The following is a 23,843-nucleotide window of genomic DNA, read 5'->3' as shown; positions in this document are numbered from 1 at the left end:
ATAGGCAATCGCCCTCCAACCGGACTCCAATCATACTTATTCGAGGTTGAATTTTAGATATTCCACTAAATTGAATGATAATTCGACATAAAAAGCCCTCTCACGACGGCAATATACCGGACAAATAAAAGAGAAGGAATCAATCCTTCTCTTCATTCTGAATAAAACGTTCGATATATTCGGAAGGTAACATTCCGAATTCTTTCTTGAAGCAGGAACTGAAATATTTGGGGTCATTAAATCCTACCGCATACGCTAATTCGGATACGCGCACTGCCGTTCCTTTTTCTTCCATAATCCGGCAAGCCGCTTTCAGGCGAACATTACGGATAAAGGCGGACGTGTTGAGTCCCGTCAAAGACTTCAGTTTCTTATATAAGGTAGATTTACTGGTTCTCATTTCTTCAGCAAACTGCGGCTGGTCGAAGTCGCAATCATCCAAATGATTATTCACACACGTGATGGCACGTTGCATAAAATCTTCATCAAGGCTGGTGTAGTTCAAGTCTTTCACCTCAAAAACGAGTTGATTTTTGAAGTCATGCGCCATTCTTTCCTTATACTTCAACAGATTGCGGATGCGGGCATGCAGCACTGCCAGATTAAACGGTTTGCTGAGAAAAGCATCTGCTCCCACTTCATAGGCTTCCGCACGGTCTTCTTCCTTATTCTTGGCGGTCAGTAAGATGACCGGAATATGGCTGATTTCCAATTTCCCTTTCACATATTTGCAGAACTCTATACCGTCCATCTCAGGCATCATCACATCCGAAACAATCAGGTCGATGTCCTCATTCTCTAAAACGACAATCGCCTCTTTCCCATTCTCGGCAGTGAAAACATTGTAATCACGCTTCAGAAGTTTCACCATCAACTGCAACAATTCTTCATTATCTTCTACCAGCAGAATTGTGTTTTCTTCATTGCCGGCAGACGGAACATGAACAACTTCTTCCGGCTCTTCATAATCAATCACTTTTTGTACGGGAAGAATCGCTTCATCATCTATCTGCTCTTCTTCGAAATAAGAACGGTCGATAGGCAGCATGACAATAAATTCCGTACCTCTGTCCATTTCACTTTCTACGGTGATTGTTCCGCCGTGCAACTCCACCAGGTCTTTGACCAATGAAAGCCCGATGCCCGTACCGATAGTATTCGACCGTCGGTAATCACCTTCGTAGAAGCGTTGGAAGAGGGTTTTCTGCTTTTCCTTCGCGATTCCTTTTCCATTATCTTTGATGCGGAGAAGAATAAAATCCTGATTGTCCGCATAAGAAAGGTTTACCTGTATATATCCGTTCTCACGGTTATACTTGGCTGCATTGGAAAGGAGATTATAGATAATCTTATCCAGTTTGTCCGGGTCGAAATAGCCGATGACGGAATCCGGGTCACAGATAACGGAGAAGTGTATTTTCCTCTTTTTGATTAATGGTTGGAAACTCTCGGCTTCATTCCTGACAAAAGCCGCAATGTCCCCCGGTGATACACGGAGTTTGAGATTGCCTGTCTCTGCCTTACGGAATTCCAGTATCTGCTGCAAAAGTCGAATCAGCCGGCGAATATTACTTCCCATTACAGAATAGAGGTCGTCATGGTCGGGAGCCTGAACTTTCAACTCGTCTACTGTGGCGGAAATGATAGTCAGCGGCGTCAGTAATTCATGAGTAATATTGGTGAAGAACTGCAACTTGGCATGATTCAGCTCTTCCGCTTTTGCCTTTTCCATTTTACGCAAGCGAAGTTCGTTTCGCAATAATATACGATTCTTGGCTGCACGATACAGATAGAAGCCTATAATAAGTACGATGGTTATATAAATAAGGTAAGCCCACCAAGTCGCCCACAAGGGAGGAAGTACCACGACGGTCAACTCGCGGATATAGCCGCTCCACATTCCGTTCTCGTTGGCAGCCTTCAACTGGAATTTATAAGTTCCGCTTTTCAGGTTGTTGTAGTAAGCAAAGCGTCGTTCGGCATTGGTATATTGCCACTCCTTATCGAAGCCATCCAGTCGATACGCATACTGATTCAGTTCAGGATTTTTATAAGTGAGCGCGGCAAATTCTATACTGAAATTATTGTATTCATGCGGCAGTTCTATCCGCTCGGTGAAAGAGGGCATATAGGGAGAAATCCGCTGTCTGACTTCCTTAGGAAGTGTATTGAAAGAGCGATTGTATATTTTAATATCCGTAATCAGGAAGGGAACTTCGCATTGACGGTCTTCCATATGGTCGGGGAAGAAACTATTATATCCTTTGTATCCACCGAAGAAAAGCTCTCCGTCCCAGTTGCAGGAAGATTGGGCGATAAAGAAATTATCCTGCAATCCGTCGGCTGCCGTATATACCCGGACAGAAGGTTCTTTTCCTGCTGTCTGTACACTCAGCTTCACGAGTCCCGCATTCGTACCCAGCCAAAGATTTCCTTTCTTATCTTCTTCAATGCTTCCCACCATATCGCCCGGAATGTTATATTCACGGTTCTTTTCTTCAAAAAGCTGTTTTTCACGGTTGTAGAGGTATAGTCCGCCCCCTTCCGTTCCGGCCCATAATCTTCCAAGCTGGTCGGTGAAAAGACACAGTACGGTGTTGGTCAGTAATTTGCCATTACGAAAGCTATAATTGGCGTACTTCAATGTGGAAGGCTGGTTGAGGTCACCTGTAATATGGATAATTCCGAAGTTTGACGTGGCTATCCATATATTATGGTCTTTATCTTCTATAATATCTTTCACAAAAATCCAGTTCGTAGAATAACCGTCGCCGAAGTCCATCCATCCGAATTTATACCCTTTGCCGTCTGCCATTCTTATCCCAAGACTTCCGCGGGTACCTACCCAACAATTGCCGGCTTCGTCTTCGTAAAGCGCGGATACACATGAAGTGCCTATGAAGTCACAATCATCAGGAAGCAGATTTTTTACTTTCTCGCCTTTGCGGTAAATAAAAAGTCCGCCGTCATAAGTACCGAACCATATTTCTCCGTTTCTCCTTTGGATGATGGAATTTATCGTCGGAACGGATGCTATATCGGCAAATTCGGGCATATGCGAATAGAGCGTCAACTCTCCTGTGGTATAGTCCTGGCGAGCGAGTCCATAAGTTCCTATTCCCAGCCAAATATTACGTTCCGAGTCTACAAACAAGGCTTTCACCGATGTGGTGGGAATGTCTTCATCCTGAAGATTAAGACTATGGCGGATAAATAGAGGTTCATAAGTATCGGTCATCAGGATACCGCCCCCGATGGAACCGAGCCACATATTGCCAAAACTATCCCGGAAGATAGAATTGATTTCATCACAAGGGATATGATAAAGAGAATTCTTCGAATTGTAATTGATAAAGACTCCCGGTTTTTCCTGTTCCATCACACTAAGGCCGCTACGCGTACCAATCCACAATGTGTTTGCATAGGCATCTTCCGAAATATCATAAACGATATTGTCTGACAGGGAATTCGCGTCGCCTGTCTTGTGCGTATAGTTGACATAAGAAACGTTCGCCATGTCTTTAGGATTCAAGACTTTGAAAAGCCCCTGCGCCCAACTGCCTACCCAAATATTTTTATAACAATCTTCATAGATTACATGGGCCGAATTACGGTCGCTTATTGCAGGATAAGCATAAAACTTTTCTTCACCCGGAGAATAGCGGTAAAGCCCCGCTTCCCAGGTTCCAATCCATAAGTCTCCATCCGAATCTTCGTAGAGTGACTTGATGGCTGTGTAGTTCAGCACTCCACCGGTTGCTTCTGCCTCGTACACTGCAAAAGAATCACGTTCGGCTATATATCGGCAGAGTCCGGAATCAGTTCCTATCCAAACACTATTATCCCGGGTCACCAATAAACAGGAAACTATATTGTTAGGAATGACGGGGGACTGGAATTTACGTATCTCACCGGTTTTCTTGTTCAGTACGTTTAATCCTTCCTGAGTACCAATCCAAAGATTAAATTCGTTATCATCGCCCAGGCAATAAATATTATTATTTGTAAGCAAGCCGGGAGAATACAGGTTGGATTTATAAAGCGTAGTCCGGTAACCGTCGTACTTAAAAAAGCCATAACGGGTGGCAAACCACATAAATCCGTCCTTGTCCTGATGGACTTTCTGTACTTCATCCGTGAGAAGGCTATTGAATATGGTGAGCTGCTTGAAATTAAAATGAGACGTTACAGCATGAGATATGGCAGCATCAGACACCTCAACCATTAACAGTAAAACAAAAAATAAAAATGCTCTCTTAAAGCAAGCATAAATCCTTGTCGTATTTTTCATGTTTTTCAAAGATTAGTAACAGTCACAAATGTAGAATATTTTATTTATCCGAATGTAGAATTATCGGTCGTTTTTGTCTGTATAGAATGCAAATAATGTTCTTTAAAGAGCACCTGTCCCTCTTTGAATAGATTATTTAGTTCTCTCATATTCGATTAATTATTTCGTATTACTAAAATGGCAACCAGAAAAGATTTTTGGTTCTTCGTCAAATTTGGTGGTAATCTCTTTTTTATTTCAACGGTCTTCTTCTTTCTTAATCCTATAAAAAGTTGTAGATATGTTTGCTTTTTAGTAACTTTAAAGACACCACATCATTAAAAGTTACCATGCAACAAGCCATATCTACAACGTACAAATATACATCAAAAAAAGAAAACACTCCTACAAATAGGGGATTATTCCATGATTTCAGCTTCAGTCTTGGCTACGATAATCTGCAACAAGATGGTATCTCTGAAGCTGTTGGCTCATTGAGGGTCTTTTTACATACGGCTGGCAAGGGGGCTTCCTGTCCTTATTGCGGACATTTCAGTCACCGGTTGCACAGTTACTACTCCCGTCATATTCAGGATCTTGAAGTTTACGATCATGCTTTGGAGTTAGTCATAAAGGTTGGCAAATATTATTGTGACAATGTTTCTTGTCCGCAAAAAATATTCTGCGAACCGTTGTCTTTTCTGGCTCGTCGGTATGGTAGACGGAGCTATCTTGTTGAGGAACGCATCAGATCGATAAGCTTGGAACTTACTTCTCGAAAGGCCTCTTCTCTTTTGCAACTGTTCCATATAACGGCCAGTAGCTCTTCCTGCTTACGCATCCTACAACAGTGCGGGCAACATAATCCTATGCATAATAAAAGTATTTATGTAGGTATTGATGATTTTGCCTATAAAAAAGGTAAGGATTATATGAGTGTGGTCGTAGACCAGATGACACACATGCCTATTGCTTTGTTAGAGGATAGAAGCGGAGAAGCGCTTGATAACTGGCTTATCCGGAATCCTCAAATACAATATATAACGAGAGACCGTGGAAGATGTTTCACAGAGGCTATAAACAGAATAATCCCTGGTGTTACACAAATCTGCGACCGGTTCCATCTAACCAAGAATATGACGGACACGATGATACCGGAAATAGAGAAAATGATTCGTCAGACCAAGAAAAAGCTCAAGTACGAATATCCTGACAGAGACACGGCTTCTTCGTTAATTCTTCAGGACATATTTAACATGGGAGATGTCCGACACAGAGAAAAATTGAAGATATACAGGGAAAGCCTGAACTTAAAAATGCAGGGGATGACCATTGAGCAGACAGCCACACATTTGGGCAAGAAAAGTCGCTACATTTATAAACTCATTCACAACAGGAGAATAGGGGCATACTTGAATGAGCAACAGAAGACAGCTCTTAAATATGTATCCGAACTGGCTACAATCATTAGTGCGGGCTGTATTACCCGAAAAATATTGGCACAAAAAATGGGGAGTAAAATCAGTGGCGCACTTATTGGAAGGATAACATCAAGCTTGCGAAAAATGTATCAACAAAAGAGGAAGGAAGTCAAGGAGCATAATGAGAGCATTGAAAACGGAAGTAAAACACAGAGAGTTTCACAGAATCAGATACGCAAATACATTCTAAAGGGAAAATCGGATAATCCTAAACTAGCGGAACTGTATAAATCCTCACCACAGATTAAAGAACTCTTAAGCGTGTGTCAGAATTTCAGAGATATGATTAATGGGAATACTTATGATAAGGATATTAGAAAGTGGATTGAAAAAGCGAAGGCAACACGGAATATGGCACTGACGAACTTTGCATATGGTATTGAAAAAGACTGGGAGGCAGTACAGGCAGCTATTGATATCCCCTTCAGTAACGGATTATTGGAGGGGACAGTGAATAAAATTAAAGCGGTAAAAAGACAGATGTACAATAGGGCAGGAACTAAACTACTGAGAGCCAAGATTCTTTATTCACAATAGAAGAAGTACCACCAAATTTGACGAAGAACCAAATACGGTTCTTCGTCAAATTTGGTGGTAATCTCTTTTCAGGGCAACCGCTCAATAATCTCTACATGTTATCTTTTTATTCTTCGGGTGGTATAATTCTTTGAATACCGAGTATTTCATCTCTGTATTTCTCATCCCACCCGCATAGTTTTCTTTTTCCTGCTATCCCTATCTTCTTTTTACTTTGCTTTAATAAGATAAGAGCCATTTTGCACATGAGTGAAAAGTTAACTGCTGCATTATCCGTTTTTCTAGTGTAATCTTCTCTAAAGGAAACATCTAATTGCCAATGCAAGTTATTTTCCACCTGCCAATGTGACCTGACCGATTCCAGAATCAATTTCGGGTCTTGTGGCAAAGAAGAAATATAGCATCTTGTTTCTGTTGTTGGTTCTGCATTGCCAACCTGCCTGACACATGTTATTTTCGCTATAGTTTTTATCCCCTTCCAACCGGCATAAAAATGCTCCGGGTAAAAAGCGGCATCACAAACACATTCTCTGTATTCTTTTCTGCCATGACCGTCATTCTGTTGGAAATAGCTTTGCTTATAAGGCAGATAAATCCGGTCTTCTTCTGTGAGCAGAGAGAATATCTGAGCTTTGAGTTTCTTCTGATTGTCTTTAACGCACAGGATATAATCCGCTTCTGCATCTATAATTGTCTCTGTTATTGCTTTTTGACAACCAACAGCATCAATGGTCACAATACACTGTGTCAGGTCAAGAGCCTTTATCAGCTCAGGGATAGCAGTTATTTCATTGGATTTTCCATCCACTTTTTGTTGTCCCAGACAAAGGCCATTGCGTACGGCCCATGCACTGACCATATATAAACGATCTTTCATCCCATGCCCCTTTGAATGGGGAGTTTGGCATACAGCCTTGCCATCTATAGCAACGACACCGGGAAGCTGACTGCAAATATCATTAATCCAAAGGCGGAAAATTTCTTCAAACCATTCAATATCCAACAAAGTGAAAAAACGGTTGAAAGTATCTTCTGAGGGAATACCTGATAAATGAGGAAGACGGTTCTTGAAATATTCTTCATGACTATTACCAAATATTTCTATTTCATTCCAGGTTTCAGCACCACAAAGAACTGAAACCATCGCAATAAATACGATTTCTTCGACCGTATACACTTGATTCTTTTCATTACGAACATCAGGAACATAAGATGAAAACTCTTGTAGGTTCATATGGCGATATAGTTTGAGATTGCAGAACAAATATAGGCATAGAACAACACAGGAAAAAAGGTTTTATAGGTTTTTCAGAGAGAAGCTGAAAAAAGTCAAAACTATGTAGAGATTATTGAGCGGTTGCCCTGAATCTCTTTTTTATTTCGATGGTTTTCCTCTTCTTCTTCCTTAATCCTATAAAAGTTGTAGATATGTTTGCTTTTTAGTAACTTTAAAGACACCACATCATTAAGATGTTACCATGCAACAAGCCATATCTACAACGTACAAATATACATCAAAAAAAGAAAATACTCCTACAAATAGGGGATTATTCCATGATTTCAGATTCAGTCTTGGCTACGATAATCTGCAACAAGATGGTATCTCTGAAGCAGTTGGCTCATTGAGGGTCTTTTTACATACGGCTGGCAAGGGGGCTTCCTGTCCTTATTGCGGACATTTCAGTCACCGGTTGCACAGTTACTACTCCCGTCATATTCAGGATCTTGAAGTTTACGGTCATAGTTTGGAGTTAGTCATCAAGGTTGGTAAATATTATTGTGACAATGTTTCTTGTCCGCAAAAAATATTCTGCGAACCGTTGTCTTTTCTGGCTCGTCGGTATGGTAGACGGAGCTATCTTGTTGAGGAACGCATCAGATCGATAAGCTTGGAACTTACTTCCCGAAAGGCCTCTTCTCTTTTGCAACTGTTCCATATAACGGCCAGTAGCTCTTCCTGCTTACGCATCCTACAACAGTACGGGCAACATAATCCTATGCATAATAAAAGTATTTATGTAGGTATTGATGATTTTGCCTATAAAAAAGGTAAGGATTATATGAGTGTGGTCGTAGACCAGATGACACACATGCCTATTGCTTTGTTAGAGGATAGAAGCGGAGAAGCGCTTGATAACTGGCTCACCCGGAATCCTCAGATACAATATATAACGAGAGACCGTGGAAGATGTTTCACAGAGGCTATAAACAGAATAATCCCTGGTGTTACACAAATCTGCGACCGGTTCCATCTAACCAAGAATATGACGGACACGATGATACCGGAAATAGAGAAAATGATTCGTCAGACCAAGAAAAAGCTCAAGTACGAATATCCTGACAGAGACACGGCTTCTTCGTTAATTCTTCAGGACATATTTAACATGGGAGATGTCCGACACAGAGAAAAATTGAAGATATACAGGGAAAGCCTGAACTTAAAAATGCAGGGGATGACCATTGAGCAGACAGCCACACATTTGGGCAAGAAAAGTCGCTACATTTATAAGCTCATTCACAACAGGAGAATAGGGGCATACTTGAATGAGCAACAGAAGACAGCTCTTAAATATGTATCCGAACTGGCTACAATCATTAGTGCGGGCTGTATTACCCGAAAAATATTGGCACAAAAAATGGGGAGTAAAATCAGTGGCGCACTTATTGGAAGGATAACATCCAGCTTGCGAAAAATGTATCAACAAAAGAGGAAGGAAGTCAAGGAGCATAATGAGAGCATTGAAAACGGAAGTAAAACACAAAGAGTTTCACAGAATCAGATACGCAAATACATTCTAAAGGGAGAATCGGATAATCCTAAACTAGCGGAACTGTATAAGTCCTCACCACAGATTAAAGAACTCTTAGGCGTGTGTCAGAATTTCAGAGATATGATTAATGGGAACACTTATGATAAGGATATTAGAAAGTGGATTGAAAAAGCGAAGGCAACACGGAATATGGCACTGACGAACTTTGCATATGGTATTGAAAAAGACTGGGAGGCAGTACAGGCAGCTATTGATATCCCCTTCAGTAACGGATTACTGGAGGGGACTGTGAATAAAATTAAAGCGGTAAAAAGACAGATGTACAATAGGGCAGGAAGTAAACTACTGAGAGCCAAGATTCTTTATTCACAATAGAAGAAGTACCACCAAATTTGACGAAGAACCAAAAATACGTTTTAGTGGCGCGGGCTTAATTCTTAAAAATAGAACATTTTACCTGCAACTATAAGGCAACGTCTGCAACCACAATTCCATAAAACGGTCATACACACAATAACCTTCTTCCAACTTGAACACATATTCTTTGCTAATAAGAAATTTAAGAGCAGTATTGATACTGCTTGAACCTTTCAGCCCATATTTCTTCATAAAGGCAGAGCTATTAATAGCTGTAACAATCCGCTCCCTCGCGATAGCGCGCAACAGAGTTGACTGGTTTTCGGTCAGCATTCCATATAAACGTTGATATTCATCGACTTCGGAACGAACGATATCCACCAGGCATTTCTCAAACAGGGTTTCATTCAAAACGGCAATCTTCTGCTCGTAAAGTCGGTTCAATACATATTGCACATACCATGTATGCCCATTGAAGCGCTGATAAATCTTCTGAAAAAGCTCGTTGTCCAGTTCTTTTCCCCCTGCCTTCATCCAACGTATGGCAAATAGAGAATAACTATCCAACGGGATAGGTGCCAGATTCATTTTCTCCGTGCTCCGGTAAAAAGGACGTTTAGCCGAACCAAACATTTCCGCCATCAAGTGTTGTTTGCTTCCTGAAAAAACAAAATGTATATGAGGAAGAAATTGAATGTAAGAACGCAATAAGCCTTCCACTCCCTTCTCCGGATATTCAGTGATTTGCTGAAATTCGTCAATGGCGATATAACATTCTTTCCCTGAATGTTCCAGATAATCAAAGATTTCTTTTAATGTTGCCTGTGCCTGAGAAGGCTGAAAGTCAAGAGTCGCCTGAGGAACTCCCGTCAATACGTCAGGAGAAAACACCAAACGGCAACTTTTAAAAAAGCTGCCAATTGTTGCCAGTGTCTTCTGAGATAAGTTATCCAATTTCCCGATAACAGTCTGCCCGAACTGAATAATAAAATCATTCAGGCAAGTCGTTGAGAAAATATCCATATAGAAACAGGCTGCATCCGGATAATCCTGCCGGATTTGATGAAAAGCATTTTGTATCAATCCAGTCTTCCCCATACGCCGGGGGCTCATAAGTGTTACGTTTCTTCCGTTTCGCAGAGCGGATACTAATTGCTCTGTTTCTTCTACCCGGTCACAAAAGTACTTGGGACCAGCATAGGCATAAATCAGAAATGGGTTATTTACATCTCTCATATTCAATCAATTAATCATAGCACAATTAATGTAGCACTTTTTATGCTACACAAATTACGCTATAAGTATTGACATTACCAAAACTTTATTGGAATATTTGAAAGAATTGATTCGAGCCTTTATTATAAAACTTCCGGTTTTGGCAATGTTTTACTCCCGAGATTGGCTACAGAGCACAACCCCTCCCTGAGAATAAACCTCCAATTGTACTTTACCATTCTCCTTCACCTTTAACGGAACAAGTTGCGGCTCCCCCTTTTTATCATCTTTATAAAGAGAAATCGTTTTTCCGGCAAACATTTCCAAATCCAGTTTCAGTTTCAACGGCTCTTTTCCGGCATTCACGGCGGCGACATACCAAGTGTCACCGTGACGACGAGCCAAAACTACATACTTTCCGGGATACCCGTCAATGAAACGTGTTTCATCCCAAGTGGTGGGAACTGCTTTCATAAAGTCCATGCAAACCGGAGAAACATCATTCAGATTATTCGGAGCAAGTGCAAAGTTCTGAACAGGATTCTGGAATAAAACGGTGGTAGCCAATTGGAATATATCAGTAGTGCGACGAGTCGTACCACCGTCATTGTTACGGTTCAGACGCTTGTTCAGGAAGCAGCTGCCAAATTCCATACTGCCTACCGTATTGCGGATAAACGGATGCAAGCAAGTATTGAATGCTTCTTCATCGCAGAAGTGCTGGTTAAATACCATATTTTCGGATGCCAATACAGCTTCGCTACCTACATAATTGGGATACATACGTTCCCAGCCGCGCGGCAATGTGCAGCCGTGGAAAATAACCATCAGACCATGGTCGTCCGCATCGCTCAAAAGTCCTTCATACAGCCGCATCGTCTCTTGTTTGTCGCCACCGAAGAAATCTACTTTGATTCCTTTTACGCCCAGACTTTGCAACCATTTCATTTCACGCTTACGGATGATTGCATTATCCATGTGGTTAACCGGTCCCTGTTCGATGTCATTCCAGTAACCGGACGAGCTATACCACAAGAATAATTCCACTCCTTTGCCACGCGCATAGTCAACCAAGGATTTCATACGGTCACGTCCGATATTGGTGTCCCACCAGTTATCAATCAGCGCATACTCATATCCCATAGCCGCAGCAAAATCAATGTAACGCACTTGGTCGTCATAGTTGATACTGTCATCCTGCCATAGAATCCAACTCCACGTGCCACGTCCGAAACGGTAATCATACTCCGTCTCATAAAGAGGGCTTACAACGTCCCAGGGAACGGTTGTTTCTACAATCGGCTTCAAGGTTTCGCCGACAGTGACAGTACGCCAGGGAGTAGCTCCGGGCAGAGCAAATGCCGGTGCAACTGTTCCGTTGCCATTATTTTCTTCTGACATCGGGAACGCGACAGTATATAGATTGCCTTCACTGACATCACTCAAACGGGAACCGCAATAGCGGCTGTCCACGCCTGTCTCACTAACCAATACCCAGCCATCATCACCTATACGGAACAAACAAGGGAAAGTATATCCATGTCCGTACTGCGAGCGTTCGCTCATTGGCGCATCCGCTTTATATTCTTCTTCATAGCTCGGCTTCGTACGTTTCCAGCCAATCATGGCGTCGCTTTGCGGACACAGGAAAGTAGTAGTCTGTTGCGGGAAACGGAAGCCGGTCTGTTCATTATTGACGGTAACACTCCCTTTCCCGTTTTGTCTCGGCAAAGTATAGCGGAAAGCAATATCATTATCACTTACACGAAAAACAAGTCCTATCTTTTGACCTTGCGCATTCTCGAGATTACAGGTCAGTTCATTGGCGCGATAATGTATTTGGGACGTTTTGATGCGCGTCTGTTGATACATCGTGTCTATCACTTCAACAGCGTGTCCGGTCAGTTTCAAGTCTTTTGTAAAATCTCCTATATTCGTATTGATACCTAAAGGAGATTTCTCCAGCATTGTTTTTCCGTTATAGGTAACGGAATAATAGGGCTTTTCTTCATTCTGCACAAATACTACTAATTGCAGTTTCTCATCCGGTCCCTTTACCACTACATCTTGTGCAGCAAGAGTGTTCAGACCGAGAAACATTATTAAAATACATAACAATTTCTTCATAATATTACTTTGTTTTTAGACGAATCACTGTAAATGAATAAGCGGGTAATTGCTGTTTGAAGTTTGTTCCTGCCTCTACCATATCCGTCACCGGAAGCGGGGTCGTCTCCGGTGCACCTGCCAATACAGTTCTTGTAGCAGAAGGCAGGATGCCGTCAATTCCAAGCAGTTGCACTTCAGTTTCCACACTGACTGGCAATAAGTTGACTAATTTCACAATCACATCTCCGGTCTTGCTATCACGGACAATGGAAGAACCGACACGAAGTTTCACACGGTTGTCCTGATTATCCAGATTTATCTGTGAAGGGATATAGTGGTCACCTGCATTCTGTCCATATAGCTTCTGGACATAATATCCGGTAGTCGGTTTCACTTCACGGTTATTGAAGTAAATCAAATCCGGGCTCCATTGCGTATGCTTTTCTTTCGCCAGCAAAGGAGCATAAGAAGTCATGTGCACCACGTCTCCGTTACGTTCCAAAGCAGTCAGGTAAAGAGCTTCGGTCAGTGCAGTTTCCATATTGGCTTTTCGTCCGGGGATATGGGTGGCATATTCACCCAGATAAACTTTCGTTTTTTTACTGCGGTCGTATTTGTCGTAGAAGTCCTGGTTATGCAGGAACCAGCCCGGAGACTGATAATAATGTTCGTCTACCATAGGAATACCCAGTTTATCCGCCAGTTTCCAACCTTCGACATAATCCGTGCCCTCATTGAAAGGGCCGACAGTACCTACAACGGTTATTTCGGGATATTTCTCTTTTATCGCATTGAAAATCATAGTGAAACGCTCTTCAAAGATATCGGTGATAAGGTCTTCATTACCGATTCCAATATATTTCAAGTTAAAAGGCTTCGGGTGTCCGGCTTCGGCACGCACTTTTCCCCACTTTGTTTTCTTGGCATCGCCGTTCGCCCATTCTATCAAATCCAGAATATCCTGAATATAAGCCGGCATTTCACTCATCGGAATCCCGCCTTGCTGTCCGCCTCTCAAATCACCGTGACAAGCGGAATTCTGACAAGGAACACCGGCAGCAAGTACCGGCAGCGGTTCGGCACCTATGTCTTCACAGAACTGGAAATATTCATAATACCCCAGTCCCATGCTTTGATGATATCCCCAAAGGTTGCGGGCGGGTTTGCGAGCTTCCAGCGGGCCAATCGTATTTTTCCATTGATAGATATTCTTCAGACCATCGCCGTGAGCCACACAGCCACCGGGGAAACGAACAAAGCGGGGATGCATATCAGCTAGTGTCTGAGCCAAATCGGCACGCAGTCCGTTCTTTCTGCCTTTGAATGTATTCTGCGGGAAGAGAGAAATCATATCCAGTTCGACTTCACCTGCTGATTGCGGTTGGAGTTCCAAATGTGTATCAGCAGATGCTTTGGCGGTCAATACCGCTTTATAATTCTTCCATGAACGGGAAGAAACTGTAATTGAGGTTTCTCCCTGTACTGTGCCATTGGCATCTACCAAACGTATGAGTAGCTTATTGGACTTATACCCTGCCGGAATACGGCCAAACAGAGAGATGTTATACTTTTCAGCAGCTTTAAGAGCTATCCCGTCAAAACCTGTATTAGTCAATACAGCTCCCGGCTGCTTAATATCCAATACAGCATAATGAGGGTTATTCGGATGGATGGGGGTCGACGTATTTATTGTAAATGCCGCATTCTCCCCTTCTAATTTCCAGGAATGGGTACTGTTCCAATTCTTATCCCCCTCACGGTCGGACGGGTCATATTCAAAATCCCTGTTTTGAATCAATTCCGCATATAAGCCACCATCGGCAGAGTAGTTGATATCCTCAAAGAAGATGCCCAACAGTAAATCACTGATTTCCTTTGTTTCTTCCGATTGCGCCGTGACGGTAGCCTTTACAGGTTTCAGTCCGGCGAAACGCTCTTTGTCCTGTACGGGACGTTCCGCATGCAAAGCGTTTCGATATTGGTTCCTTTCATAGCTCTTCGTCAGTTCGTCCACTATTGCCCAAGATACCCGGTTGATATTTCCTGTCTGTTCTTGTCCGGCAATAATTGCCTTGGTTCTTGTGCCTTCAAAATCAGAAGTTGTACGGGGATACTTCTGGCTTTCCCAATAAACCAAGTCTTTTGATTTTGCCTGTCCGTATCCGTCATGGGCATTCAGTTTCCAGGTACAGAGCCATTCTCCATCGGGAAGCTGTTTCAAGAATGGGTCGAGCATCTTTTTCTGTGAACCCCAACGACTATAATCACAACGGAGATAGCCTGTTCCCTGACCTATCTCGAACCAGTGTTTCCCGTCCATGCTCCATGCAAAACGAAGTCCGCTCCGCCCGTCGTCAGTCCGGGTGGCGTAGGAGAAAAGAGATACAGAATCCGGTACATTCGTCGTTTCTTTGATTGCAGCTAAAGTGACCTGTTGAAACGATAAAAACAAGACAACTGACAGCAGGAATAATTTTCTCATGGTATAAGTATCATTAAGATTATCAATCGCAAAGATAAAAGTTTCACTGTTACAGCGAATGCCTTTTTAAGTGTAAAATTACCAATTATTATTCAAAAGCATATCAAGCGACAGGTAAACAAGAATAATTTGTACACCTTTCCAGTAGTATGTATGATTTTCCAGTAGTAAAGCCGTGATTTGCTACGGCTTGTCATAGGCCTTCCGGTTTTCCATAGGCCTTGTACAGGCGTTTCAGTTCCTTTCCGGTGACAGGTATCACTGTGCCGTGACGGGGATGGAAATCCATGCTGACAGCATGGTCTACTACTTTAAAGTTTTCCAGGTCGGTACTTTCCGTAAACTGATACTTGCCTTTCATATATACATCGTACATCAGGATATATTTGTCCGAGCCTGTCAGCGGGAAGATGCCTGCACCTTCCACAGCTTCTTTTGTCTGCTGCTTATATTCATCCGATTCGGTCCATTGTCCGGAAGTTAAAGAGGCAGTGGTCGCTTTTTTGATTCCGTTGCCATCTCCTTCCGTTTTGTAGAACAGGTGATAAAGCCCGTCTTTATAGATGATGTCGCCATCGATACATGATTTTCCGTTCTTCGGCAGAAACAAGGGTTTCGGTTCGCCTTCGAGGTCGGTAAAGTCCTTATTGGCGTATGCATAATAAATAATATCTGCGCCATTGCCATGTTTCATTGACCAATATACCATATATTTTCCGGCTTCCTTGTCATAGACGGTTTGGGGAGCCCATACACGTTTCAGGTTTTCCTGATTGGGATATTTCTTCTGAATATTCACGATGTTGGAAGTCCAGTGCACCAGGTCTTTCGATTTTAATAATACCATGGCACGGTTGGATTCCCATCCGTTCCCGGATACCATGTCGGTAACCACCATATAGAATGTCTTGCCATCCTCGCAACGCAGAATATGAGGGTCGCGCACTCCGCCCGTAGAACTTATCACACGGGAATCAAGTATCGGCTGGTTTCCATTCAGAGCTTTATAATTATATCCGTCAAGGCTGACGCCCATCCGGATGGCTTCTTCGCTCATCTTATTTCCGGTGAAGTAAACAAACAGGTAGGCGGATTGTTGGCAATAGCCGGTTAGCACTCCTATAAAAAGGAGTGCCAAGAGGGTGGTATATTTCTTCATATTCATGTAATATTCAATGCTTGGTCTATAATGATTAATATTTGAAGTCCGCAGGTTTCACATACACACGGTATTCTTTAATCATGCCCGGATAATTCTTTTCGGCACGAGGCAGATAGCGGAATCCGGTTACTGTTTCTACTTTATTCAAGTCAATCACCAAGTGGTGAGGATAAGCGACATTGTCCACTGTCATCCAAAAAGTGGATTCCTGCAAGTCGAATATCTTATCGGCGGTACGGTTGCCGCTGCGGGTTTCTTCGCTGTCGGCGTAACGAATCTTCCAGTGTTCGCGGGATACCGGTTTGCCGTCCGCACCTAATACGTCAAATTCTGCAATGGCGGCAATGTTATCGTTTGCTTGCGGAGACAATGCTTCGAGACAGAAGAAACGTCCTTTCACCGGAGCAGTGAAGCGTACTTCCTGCCAGCCGTTACCCGAAGTAAAGGCGCCTTCGTATACGGCTTTCTCTGTTGACAAATTCAGTTTTTCGCCTTCTTTGCGATGTGTTTCCGGTGCTTTTTCACGAAGTACATCGAGGATAGGTTTCTTCAAGCCTTTGATAGTAGCTTTTGCCGGGCCTTTCAAGTCCAGGACAAGGATTTCATTCTCTCCTTCTTTCAGCCAACAGCCTGGCATGAAGAGGGTTTGCTGTGGACCGATTTCCCAAAAACGTCCCATGGCATGACCGTTCACCCAAACCATACCTTTACCCCATGTGCTCATGTCGAGGAAGGTATCTCCTACTTTATCGAGTTTAAAGCTGCTCTTGTAGTAGGCAGGCATGGTCGGCAGGATTTTGGTGTCGCTATACTTTTTGTTTTTGATGAAAGAGTAGTCTACCGGGAAGTTATATACTGTCCAGTTCTTCAGGTCTTTCGTCTGATTGCCGGAGATTAGTTCCACCTTTTCGGTGATACCTTTCCGGTCGTGGATGGATTTGTCGAAGTTGACACGTCCCATCGCTTCAACAAGAATATCCAGTTGCGTACCTTTCTTTAGTGTGGGAAGCGTGGTTGTAAATTCACCTTTGCGACGGTCTAAACGAGCCAGGAGCTTGCCGTCGGCATATATCTGTGCCCAGTCGTGCACTTCTGTAATCTTCAAGGTTGTGCCTGTTGTAGTGGCTTCGGGCAATGTCGTGCGATACAAGATTGTTCCCCACCCCTGGTTGAACTGTTCCATCGGTTGAATATCCACCGAGTGTTTCGCTTCCGGCAGGTTAGAGAAAAGCGGAGCTATTTTAGTGAAGTGAAATTCGGGAATCTCTATTACAGGCAATGCAGCGGGAGCTTCCGGCAAGGTTTCACCAGTCGGGAGATAGTTTTTCAACAAGTCACGCAATAGGAAGTATTTCTCTGTTGTCCAACCGGGTTCACTGATGGGCGCATCATAATCATAGGAGCTGCACATGGCAGAATAGGCGGGATTGTTTGCACCACCCCAATGCCCGAAAGTAGTTCCTCCATGAGTCATGTAGAGACTGAAAGATATATTGCGGTCGAGCATATCCTTAATGCCCTGTACCATATCCTTGGCAGGACGCGTCTCATGCTTACGCCCCCAATGGTCGAACCAACCACTCCAAAATTCACTACACATCAGAGGAGTTTCGGGACGAAGTTCTTTGAGTTTCTTAAATTGCTGGTCGATATTGGCTCCTGTTCCAAAGTTTACTGTCCAAATCAGGTCGTCAAGCGCGTTGTTGGTAAAGTTACTGCTCCAGTCACATTGGAACAAAGGCACATCGGTGAAACCGGATTCGCGGACTAAATCACGTACGGCAGATACATAAGGCTTGTCTGTCCCGTAAGAACCATATTCATTTTCCACCTGAACCATGATGATATTACCGCCTTTATTTACTTGCAACGGAGCCAGTTGCTTGCCGACTTCTTTCATAAAGATACCTACACGTTCCATATAATAAGGGTCGAGCGTACGCAGTGCCACGTCTTTTTTCTTCAACAACCACCAGGGAAGTCCGCCCATCTCCCATTCCGCACATACATATGGGCCGGGACGGACAATGACATACATGCCATGTTTCTGTGCGGTACGGCAAAAGGCGGCAATATCATTCTGACCGGAGAAGTCGAATTTTCCTTCTTCCTGTTCATGGATATTCCAAAAGATATAGATACAAATCGTATTCATCCCCAACGCTTTGCACATTTCGATACGATGGTCCCAATATGCTTGCGGGATACGGGTGTAATGCAGCTCGGCTGCTTTCACCACAAATGGCTTGCCGTCGAGCAAGAATGTATTCTTGCCAGTCTCAAATTTACGGGCAGTAGTTTGTGCCTGTGCACTACTAAAGATAATGACTGTAAAAAGTACCAGTAAAGCAATCAATCTGTTTTTCATGGTTTATTCAAAATAGAATTTTAATAGTATACGGCAAAGGTAGGCGATTCACCTAAATGAGAGGGCATAATTATCATTCAAAAAGGGTTGGAAATAAAGCAAAATAGCCCCATTAGGGGCTATTTTGCTTTATTTCTATATATTTCCGGAATTATTGTTTTGCTAACCAGAGACTAAAAAACTTATCATACACCTCATAATAATCGCGTTCTTTTGTGATAAAATCTTTATCCAAAAGCCCATTCACAGCAGACTTGACAGAACTGGGGGATGCCAGTCCATAACGTTTACAAAACGCACCCGAATTGACAGCTCTAGCTTTTCCTTCTTTATTAATAGCAATAAAAACTTCTTTTTGTTTTTCGGGTAATTGATATAAAAGTTCAGCATAGGTATCCGCTGTGAAGTTTACAATATAATCAACGGCAGTCTGTATCATATCCATTCCGCAGACACCCTTCTCCGGAGTCTTCAGAAAAAGCACATTCATCACTTTCTGCAAATAAAAGGTTCCACCTTCAAAGCGGTCGTATAACGCATCAACCACTTCCGGACATAAAGTCTTATGATTCTCATGAAAATGCCCGACTGCAAATTCCCGGTACTTATCTTTCGGGATAGGGGGAAGATTCATAATCGTCACACTCTGATAAAACGGACGGGAAGGAGAAGTAAAGATGCTTCCCATTAAATGCCGTTGCGAGCCGGCAAAAATAAAGTGAGCATTGCTACAATACTGCACATATGTACGTAATGTTGCCTCAACGGTATCTTCGTCATATTTTCCTATCTGTTGAAATTCATCAATCGCCACCAGGCATGGCTTGTCCGCTTTCTGCAAATAGTTAAATATTTCATCCAAAGAAACTGCCGGATTAGTGATATCTCCCAAACTAATAGACCAGGAAGGCATCCCCGATATATCATAAGAAATACCGGCTTTCAAAGAGGATATGGCATTAACAAATAATTCCCAAGATTGTCTTCCACGGGGTTTCAACTCTTCCAAAATAGCTTTCCCAAGCTTATTTACCAAATCACGCAATGAACGGGTCGCATAAATGTCCACAATAAACGTATAAAAACGCTTGTTTATTTCCGGACAGGAAAAACAATGCCTGATTAAATCCGTCTTTCCATATCGTCGCGGAGAAATCAAAGCTATATTATTTCCGTTAAGCAGCATTGTTATCACGTCCTCTGTCTCTTTTTCCCTATCACAGAAGTACTTTGCAGAAACATAGCCATTAGTTACAAAAGGATTATTCATACCTATATTACATTGGTTTCTGCTCCAAAGATAATGATTTTATAGCAATGGTCAAAAGATGATGGTCATTTTATGACCATCATCTTTTGACCATTGCATTATTACTATAACTAGAATCAGTTTTCCTTTGTCAGCAGGCTTTCCAATTCTTCCGCATTCAAGCGAAGATAGAACTGTCCGTGATAAGCCACAGAGATAGCACCCGTTTCCTCGGAGACGATGATAGCATGAGCATCCGATTGCTGAGAGATCCCCATAGCCGCACGGTGGCGCAAGCCCAGTTCTTTGGGAATATTTAAGTCATGAGATACGGGAAGGATACATCCGGCTGCCTTGATACGTTTCTTACTGATAACCATTGCACCGTCATGCAGAGGGCTGTTCTTGAAAAAGATGTTTTCAATCAAACGTTGGTTGATTGCCGCATCAATCACTTCACCCGTACGGACGATTTCATCCAGGGGAACGTTGTGTTCAATGACAATCAACGCGCCGACTTTTTGTTTGCCCATACTCAAACAAGCCATCACTACCGGCATGATGTCATCATGCTTCAAGACTTCTTTCTTTGAGCCGTTGAAAAGACGTGCCAGTGCGCTGACGTGGCGGTGAGAACCTAAGGTTAATAAGAAACGGCGTATCTCATCCTGGAAAAGGACAATCAAGGCTATCACACCCACATTCATCAATGTGTCGAAGATAGAACCGAGCAGTTTCATTTCCAGAACCTGGGTCACAACCAGCCAAATCAGGATAAAAACAAGGATGCCGGTGAAAACCTTGATGGAGCCGGACGCTTTCATCAGTTTGTAGGTATAGTACAACAGCAAAGCTACCAGCAGAATATCAATAAAATCTTTTATGCCAAATTCAAAAAACATGCTATCTTCTTTTATTTGCTATATGAACTCTCTTTTTTTATCTTTTCCGTGATTCGGACGGCTTCCACGGCTTCGCGTACATCATGTACGCGGAGAATATGCGCGCCTTTCATTAACGCGACAGTATCCAATATAGTTGTCCCATTCAGCGAATCCTGCGGGGTTCCGCCCAACAATTTATAAATCATGGATTTCCGGGATACTCCAACCAAGACCGGAAGTTGGAAAATACTGAATTCCTCCAAATGTGCCATCAGCTCATAGTTATGTTCCAATGTCTTGCCGAATCCGAATCCGGGGTCGAGAATAATATCCTTTGCACCCAAATCGCGGAGTTGCTGTACCTTACGGGCAAAATACAGAAACACTTCTTTTATCAGATTGTCATAATGAGGGGATTTTTGCATATTTTGCGGAGTCCCCTGCATATGCATCATGATATAAGGTACCCCCAACCCGGCTACAGTATGAAACATCCGGTCATCCATCTCACCGGCAGCTATGTCATTGATGATAGCGACTCCATACTCCTTCACACATTGCTCCGCCACATCGGCACGAAAGGTATCTACGGAAATAATAGCGTCCGGGTGGTTACGGTTGAGGATTTCCAGTCCGGTACGAAGCCGGCGCATTTCTTCCTCGGCAAAAATATGTTCGGCATTGGGACGTGAAGAATAAGCCCCTATATCAATAATCGAAGCACCTTCGTCAATGATCTGCCGCGCACGGGTTGCAATATCCTCTTCGGTCTGCATCCGGCTGCCGGAATAAAAAGAATCGGGGGTTACATTCAAGATACCCATCACCTGCGGAACAGCGAGGTCAAGCAACCGCCCTTTCACGTTTATATAAATAGGAGATACAGGTTTCATCATTGATACTATTCCTTTTAGATTGCCTACAAATGTAGATAAAAAAAGCAAGTATTGCACTAAAAACAATAAATAAACGTATATCGGCAGACTATAGAATTTACCTTTGCCATATGTCTAAGCAAAAAACTGTCCGAACCCCTGTCAAATCCGAAAGAATAGCCTATCTTTGCAGCGTTTTAAATTAAAGTTCAGGTTATGAAACTTGCTGCTCTTTATCAAATTTTCCAGGAGTGCCAATCAGTCACTACCGATAGCCGCAACTGTCCGGACGGTTCTTTGTTTATCGCCTTGAAAGGCGAGTCGTTCAACGGTAACGCATTTGCCGAAAAAGCATTAAATTCCGGCTGCGCGTACGCCATCGTCGATGAAGCCGCATATGCCGTAGAAGGCGACCGGCGATATATACTGGTAGACGACTGTCTGCAAACCATGCAACAACTCGCCAACTACCACCGCCGCCAGCTCGGAACACGTATTATCGGCATCACCGGTACAAATGGCAAGACAACTACCAAGGAATTAATCTCCTCTGTCCTTTGCAAAGGGCAGAATGTGCTCTATACCTTAGGCAATCTCAATAATCATATCGGCGTACCGACTACCCTGCTCCGGTTGAAACCGGAACATGACCTTGCCGTCATCGAAATGGGAGCCAGCCATCAGGAAGAAATCAAATTTCTTTGCGGGATAGCCGAACCGGATTATGGCATTATCACCAATGTAGGCAAAGCCCATTTGGAAGGATTCGGTTCTTTCGAGGGAGTTATCAAGACGAAAGGAGAACTGTATGACTTCCTCCGCCCCAAAAGTGATTCCACCGTTTTCATCCATCACGACAATCCCTATTTAATGAATATAGCCGGTGGATTGAACCTGATTTCTTACGGAACGGAAGATGACTTATATATTAACGGACGCATTACGGACAACTCGCCTTATCTTACTTTTGAATGGAAAGCGGGTAAGGACGGAGACATTCATCAAGTCCGCACGCAGTTAATCGGAGAATATAATTTCCCGAATGCCCTAGCTGCCATTACTATCGGACGTTTCTTTGGAATAGAGGCACAAAAGATTGATGAAGCCTTAGCGGAATATACACCACAGAACAACCGTTCCCAACTTAAAAAGACAGAAGACAATACGCTGATTATTGACGCATACAATGCGAATCCGACCAGCATGATGGCTGCCTTGCAGAATTTCCGTAATATGACCGTTCCTCACAAGATGCTTTTATTGGGAGACATGAGGGAGCTCGGTACAGAAAGTGCAGCCGAGCATCAGAAGATTGTGGATTATATCAAAGAGAGCGGTTTTGAGAAAGTATGGCTTGTAGGAGAACAGTTCGCTGCCGCACAGCACTCTTTCAAGACTTATGCCAATGTACAGGAAGTCATCAAAGAACTGGGAACAAATAAACCGAAAGGATACACCATTCTCATCAAAGGTTCTAACGGCATCAAACTCAGTTCGACAGTAGAACACTTATAAACAGTAGAGTGCTTATCTGTAAAACACTCATAAAGTGAAAAGGGAACGCGTTAAAAGGAAGCAAATGCTATCTTTTTGACGCGTTCTCTTTTTTACTCATTCTCGGTCGTACCACATAATAGGCTACCAAACTCGCCAGAACCGCTCCCGTAGAATTGGCTGCAAAGTCCAGCCAGTCTCCGCCACGATACGTGGTACAGTATTCTTGCATCAACTCCACACAACCGCTGAAAAGTACAGGACATAGGAATGCACCCACCCAGGCGTGCCACATCGGGGCATCATCTCTGCGGTGTGCCCGCAAAAACTCCAGCCATAACATCCCCGACATGCCAAAATACATACAAATATGAACTAACTTGTCTATATTGGGAATTTCATTCAAATCCGTCTTAGGCGGTTTAAAGAACGACAGGTAAATCACAGTCAGTATGATAAAAAGCGAAACAGGATATTTCTTAATATAAGATAGCATATCTAAATTAAATTACAGATTCAGTGCAAATATACGTATCATTTTCTATATTTGCACTTTCATACGTATATTTATAACGATTTGTAAGATAAA

Annotated in this window: 14 protein-coding genes; 3 read left to right on the top strand and 11 right to left on the bottom strand. The window is 42.9% G+C overall.

Translation table 11 applies throughout. The features are described from left to right. Nucleotides 1–139 precede the first annotated feature (139 nt). Complete coding sequence (locus ACGHVY_RS17835; protein WP_390600378.1) at nt 140–4,291, bottom strand: two-component regulator propeller domain-containing protein; 4,152 nt, start codon at nt 4,289–4,291, stop codon at nt 140–142. 329 nt (nt 4,292–4,620) lie between these two features. On the opposite strand from ACGHVY_RS17835, the gene ACGHVY_RS17830 reads away from it, so the two are divergent. Further along, the gene (locus tag ACGHVY_RS17830) at nt 4,621–6,288 is read left to right on the top strand and encodes an ISL3 family transposase (RefSeq protein WP_390599040.1); all 1,668 of its coding nucleotides are present in this window, start codon (nt 4,621–4,623) and stop codon (nt 6,286–6,288) included. Nucleotides 6,289–6,394: 106 nt separating this feature from the next. On the opposite strand, the gene ACGHVY_RS17825 is transcribed toward ACGHVY_RS17830, so the two are convergent. Further along, nucleotides 6,395–7,522: an ISAs1 family transposase gene (locus ACGHVY_RS17825; RefSeq protein WP_390596623.1), complete on the bottom strand. Its 1,128-nt coding sequence runs from the start codon at nt 7,520–7,522 to the stop codon at nt 6,395–6,397. Nucleotides 7,523–7,766: 244 nt separating this feature from the next. Between ACGHVY_RS17825 and ACGHVY_RS17820 the strand changes: the two genes are divergently transcribed. Beyond that, on the top strand, nt 7,767–9,434 hold the full coding sequence (locus tag ACGHVY_RS17820; protein ID WP_390600375.1) for an ISL3 family transposase: 1,668 nt from the start codon (nt 7,767–7,769) through the stop codon (nt 9,432–9,434). A gap of 78 nt (nt 9,435–9,512) precedes the next feature. On the opposite strand, the gene ACGHVY_RS17815 is transcribed toward ACGHVY_RS17820, so the two are convergent. The 8 genes from ACGHVY_RS17815 to folP form a co-directional block, all read right to left on the bottom strand. Next, nucleotides 9,513–10,652: an ATP-binding protein gene (locus ACGHVY_RS17815; protein WP_390600373.1), complete on the bottom strand. Its 1,140-nt coding sequence runs from the start codon at nt 10,650–10,652 to the stop codon at nt 9,513–9,515. A gap of 150 nt (nt 10,653–10,802) precedes the next feature. Next, nucleotides 10,803–12,758: a glycoside hydrolase family 97 protein gene (locus ACGHVY_RS17810; RefSeq protein ID WP_390600370.1), complete on the bottom strand. Its 1,956-nt coding sequence runs from the start codon at nt 12,756–12,758 to the stop codon at nt 10,803–10,805. Nucleotides 12,759–12,762: 4 nt separating this feature from the next. Continuing rightward, entirely contained in the window at nt 12,763–15,222 is a 2,460-nt protein-coding gene (locus ACGHVY_RS17805; RefSeq protein WP_390600368.1) for an alpha-L-arabinofuranosidase C-terminal domain-containing protein, read from the bottom strand. Between the two features lie 193 nt (nt 15,223–15,415). After that, nucleotides 15,416–16,387 (bottom strand): glycoside hydrolase family 43 protein, encoded by a 972-nt coding sequence (locus ACGHVY_RS17800; RefSeq protein WP_390600365.1) that lies wholly within the window; start codon nt 16,385–16,387, stop codon nt 15,416–15,418. Between the two features lie 28 nt (nt 16,388–16,415). After that, nucleotides 16,416–18,752, bottom strand: coding sequence for a beta-galactosidase (locus tag ACGHVY_RS17795; RefSeq protein WP_390600363.1), 2,337 nt, complete (start codon nt 18,750–18,752; stop codon nt 16,416–16,418). A gap of 151 nt (nt 18,753–18,903) precedes the next feature. Further along, on the bottom strand, nt 18,904–20,022 hold the full coding sequence (locus ACGHVY_RS17790; RefSeq protein ID WP_390600360.1) for an ATP-binding protein: 1,119 nt from the start codon (nt 20,020–20,022) through the stop codon (nt 18,904–18,906). A gap of 116 nt (nt 20,023–20,138) precedes the next feature. After that, nucleotides 20,139–20,903, bottom strand: a complete 765-nt coding sequence (gene cdaA / locus ACGHVY_RS17785; RefSeq protein ID WP_390600358.1) for a diadenylate cyclase CdaA — start codon at nt 20,901–20,903, stop codon at nt 20,139–20,141. 11 nt (nt 20,904–20,914) lie between these two features. Further along, on the bottom strand, nt 20,915–21,781 hold the full coding sequence (gene folP / locus ACGHVY_RS17780; RefSeq protein WP_390600356.1) for a dihydropteroate synthase: 867 nt from the start codon (nt 21,779–21,781) through the stop codon (nt 20,915–20,917). 195 nt (nt 21,782–21,976) lie between these two features. Between folP and murF the strand changes: the two genes are divergently transcribed. Continuing rightward, a complete protein-coding gene (gene murF / locus ACGHVY_RS17775) occupies nt 21,977–23,275 on the top strand; it encodes a UDP-N-acetylmuramoyl-tripeptide--D-alanyl-D-alanine ligase (RefSeq protein WP_390600353.1) in 1,299 nt (432 codons plus the stop codon). 67 nt (nt 23,276–23,342) lie between these two features. Here murF and ACGHVY_RS17770 read toward each other — a convergent pair whose 3' ends face one another. Next, on the bottom strand, nt 23,343–23,750 hold the full coding sequence (locus ACGHVY_RS17770) for a hypothetical protein (protein ID WP_390600351.1): 408 nt from the start codon (nt 23,748–23,750) through the stop codon (nt 23,343–23,345). Nucleotides 23,751–23,843 lie beyond the last annotated feature (93 nt).

The organism is Bacteroides sp. f07 (assembly GCF_042854785.1).
Lineage (GTDB): Bacteria > Bacteroidota > Bacteroidia > Bacteroidales > Bacteroidaceae > Bacteroides.
This window is presented reverse-complemented; position numbering and strand designations above follow the sequence as displayed.

Bases quoted from the DNA above. Each gene is read 5' to 3' on its own strand.
- ACGHVY_RS17820 (WP_390600375.1), top strand. From the start codon at position 7,767: ATGCAACAAGCCATATCTACAACGTACAAATATACATCAAAAAAAGAA.
- ACGHVY_RS17835 (WP_390600378.1), bottom strand. From the start codon at position 4,291: ATGAAAAATACGACAAGGATTTATGCTTGCTTTAAGAGAGCATTTTTA.
- cdaA (WP_390600358.1), bottom strand. From the start codon at position 20,903: ATGTTTTTTGAATTTGGCATAAAAGATTTTATTGATATTCTGCTGGTA.
- ACGHVY_RS17825 (WP_390596623.1), bottom strand. From the start codon at position 7,522: ATGAACCTACAAGAGTTTTCATCTTATGTTCCTGATGTTCGTAATGAA.
- folP (WP_390600356.1), bottom strand. From the start codon at position 21,781: ATGATGAAACCTGTATCTCCTATTTATATAAACGTGAAAGGGCGGTTG.
- murF (WP_390600353.1), top strand. From the start codon at position 21,977: ATGAAACTTGCTGCTCTTTATCAAATTTTCCAGGAGTGCCAATCAGTC.
- ACGHVY_RS17770 (WP_390600351.1), bottom strand. From the start codon at position 23,750: ATGCTATCTTATATTAAGAAATATCCTGTTTCGCTTTTTATCATACTG.
- ACGHVY_RS17795 (WP_390600363.1), bottom strand. From the start codon at position 18,752: ATGAAAAACAGATTGATTGCTTTACTGGTACTTTTTACAGTCATTATC.
- ACGHVY_RS17805 (WP_390600368.1), bottom strand. From the start codon at position 15,222: ATGAGAAAATTATTCCTGCTGTCAGTTGTCTTGTTTTTATCGTTTCAA.
- ACGHVY_RS17810 (WP_390600370.1), bottom strand. From the start codon at position 12,758: ATGAAGAAATTGTTATGTATTTTAATAATGTTTCTCGGTCTGAACACT.
- ACGHVY_RS17815 (WP_390600373.1), bottom strand. From the start codon at position 10,652: ATGAGAGATGTAAATAACCCATTTCTGATTTATGCCTATGCTGGTCCC.
- ACGHVY_RS17790 (WP_390600360.1), bottom strand. From the start codon at position 20,022: ATGAATAATCCTTTTGTAACTAATGGCTATGTTTCTGCAAAGTACTTC.
- ACGHVY_RS17830 (WP_390599040.1), top strand. From the start codon at position 4,621: ATGCAACAAGCCATATCTACAACGTACAAATATACATCAAAAAAAGAA.
- ACGHVY_RS17800 (WP_390600365.1), bottom strand. From the start codon at position 16,387: ATGAATATGAAGAAATATACCACCCTCTTGGCACTCCTTTTTATAGGA.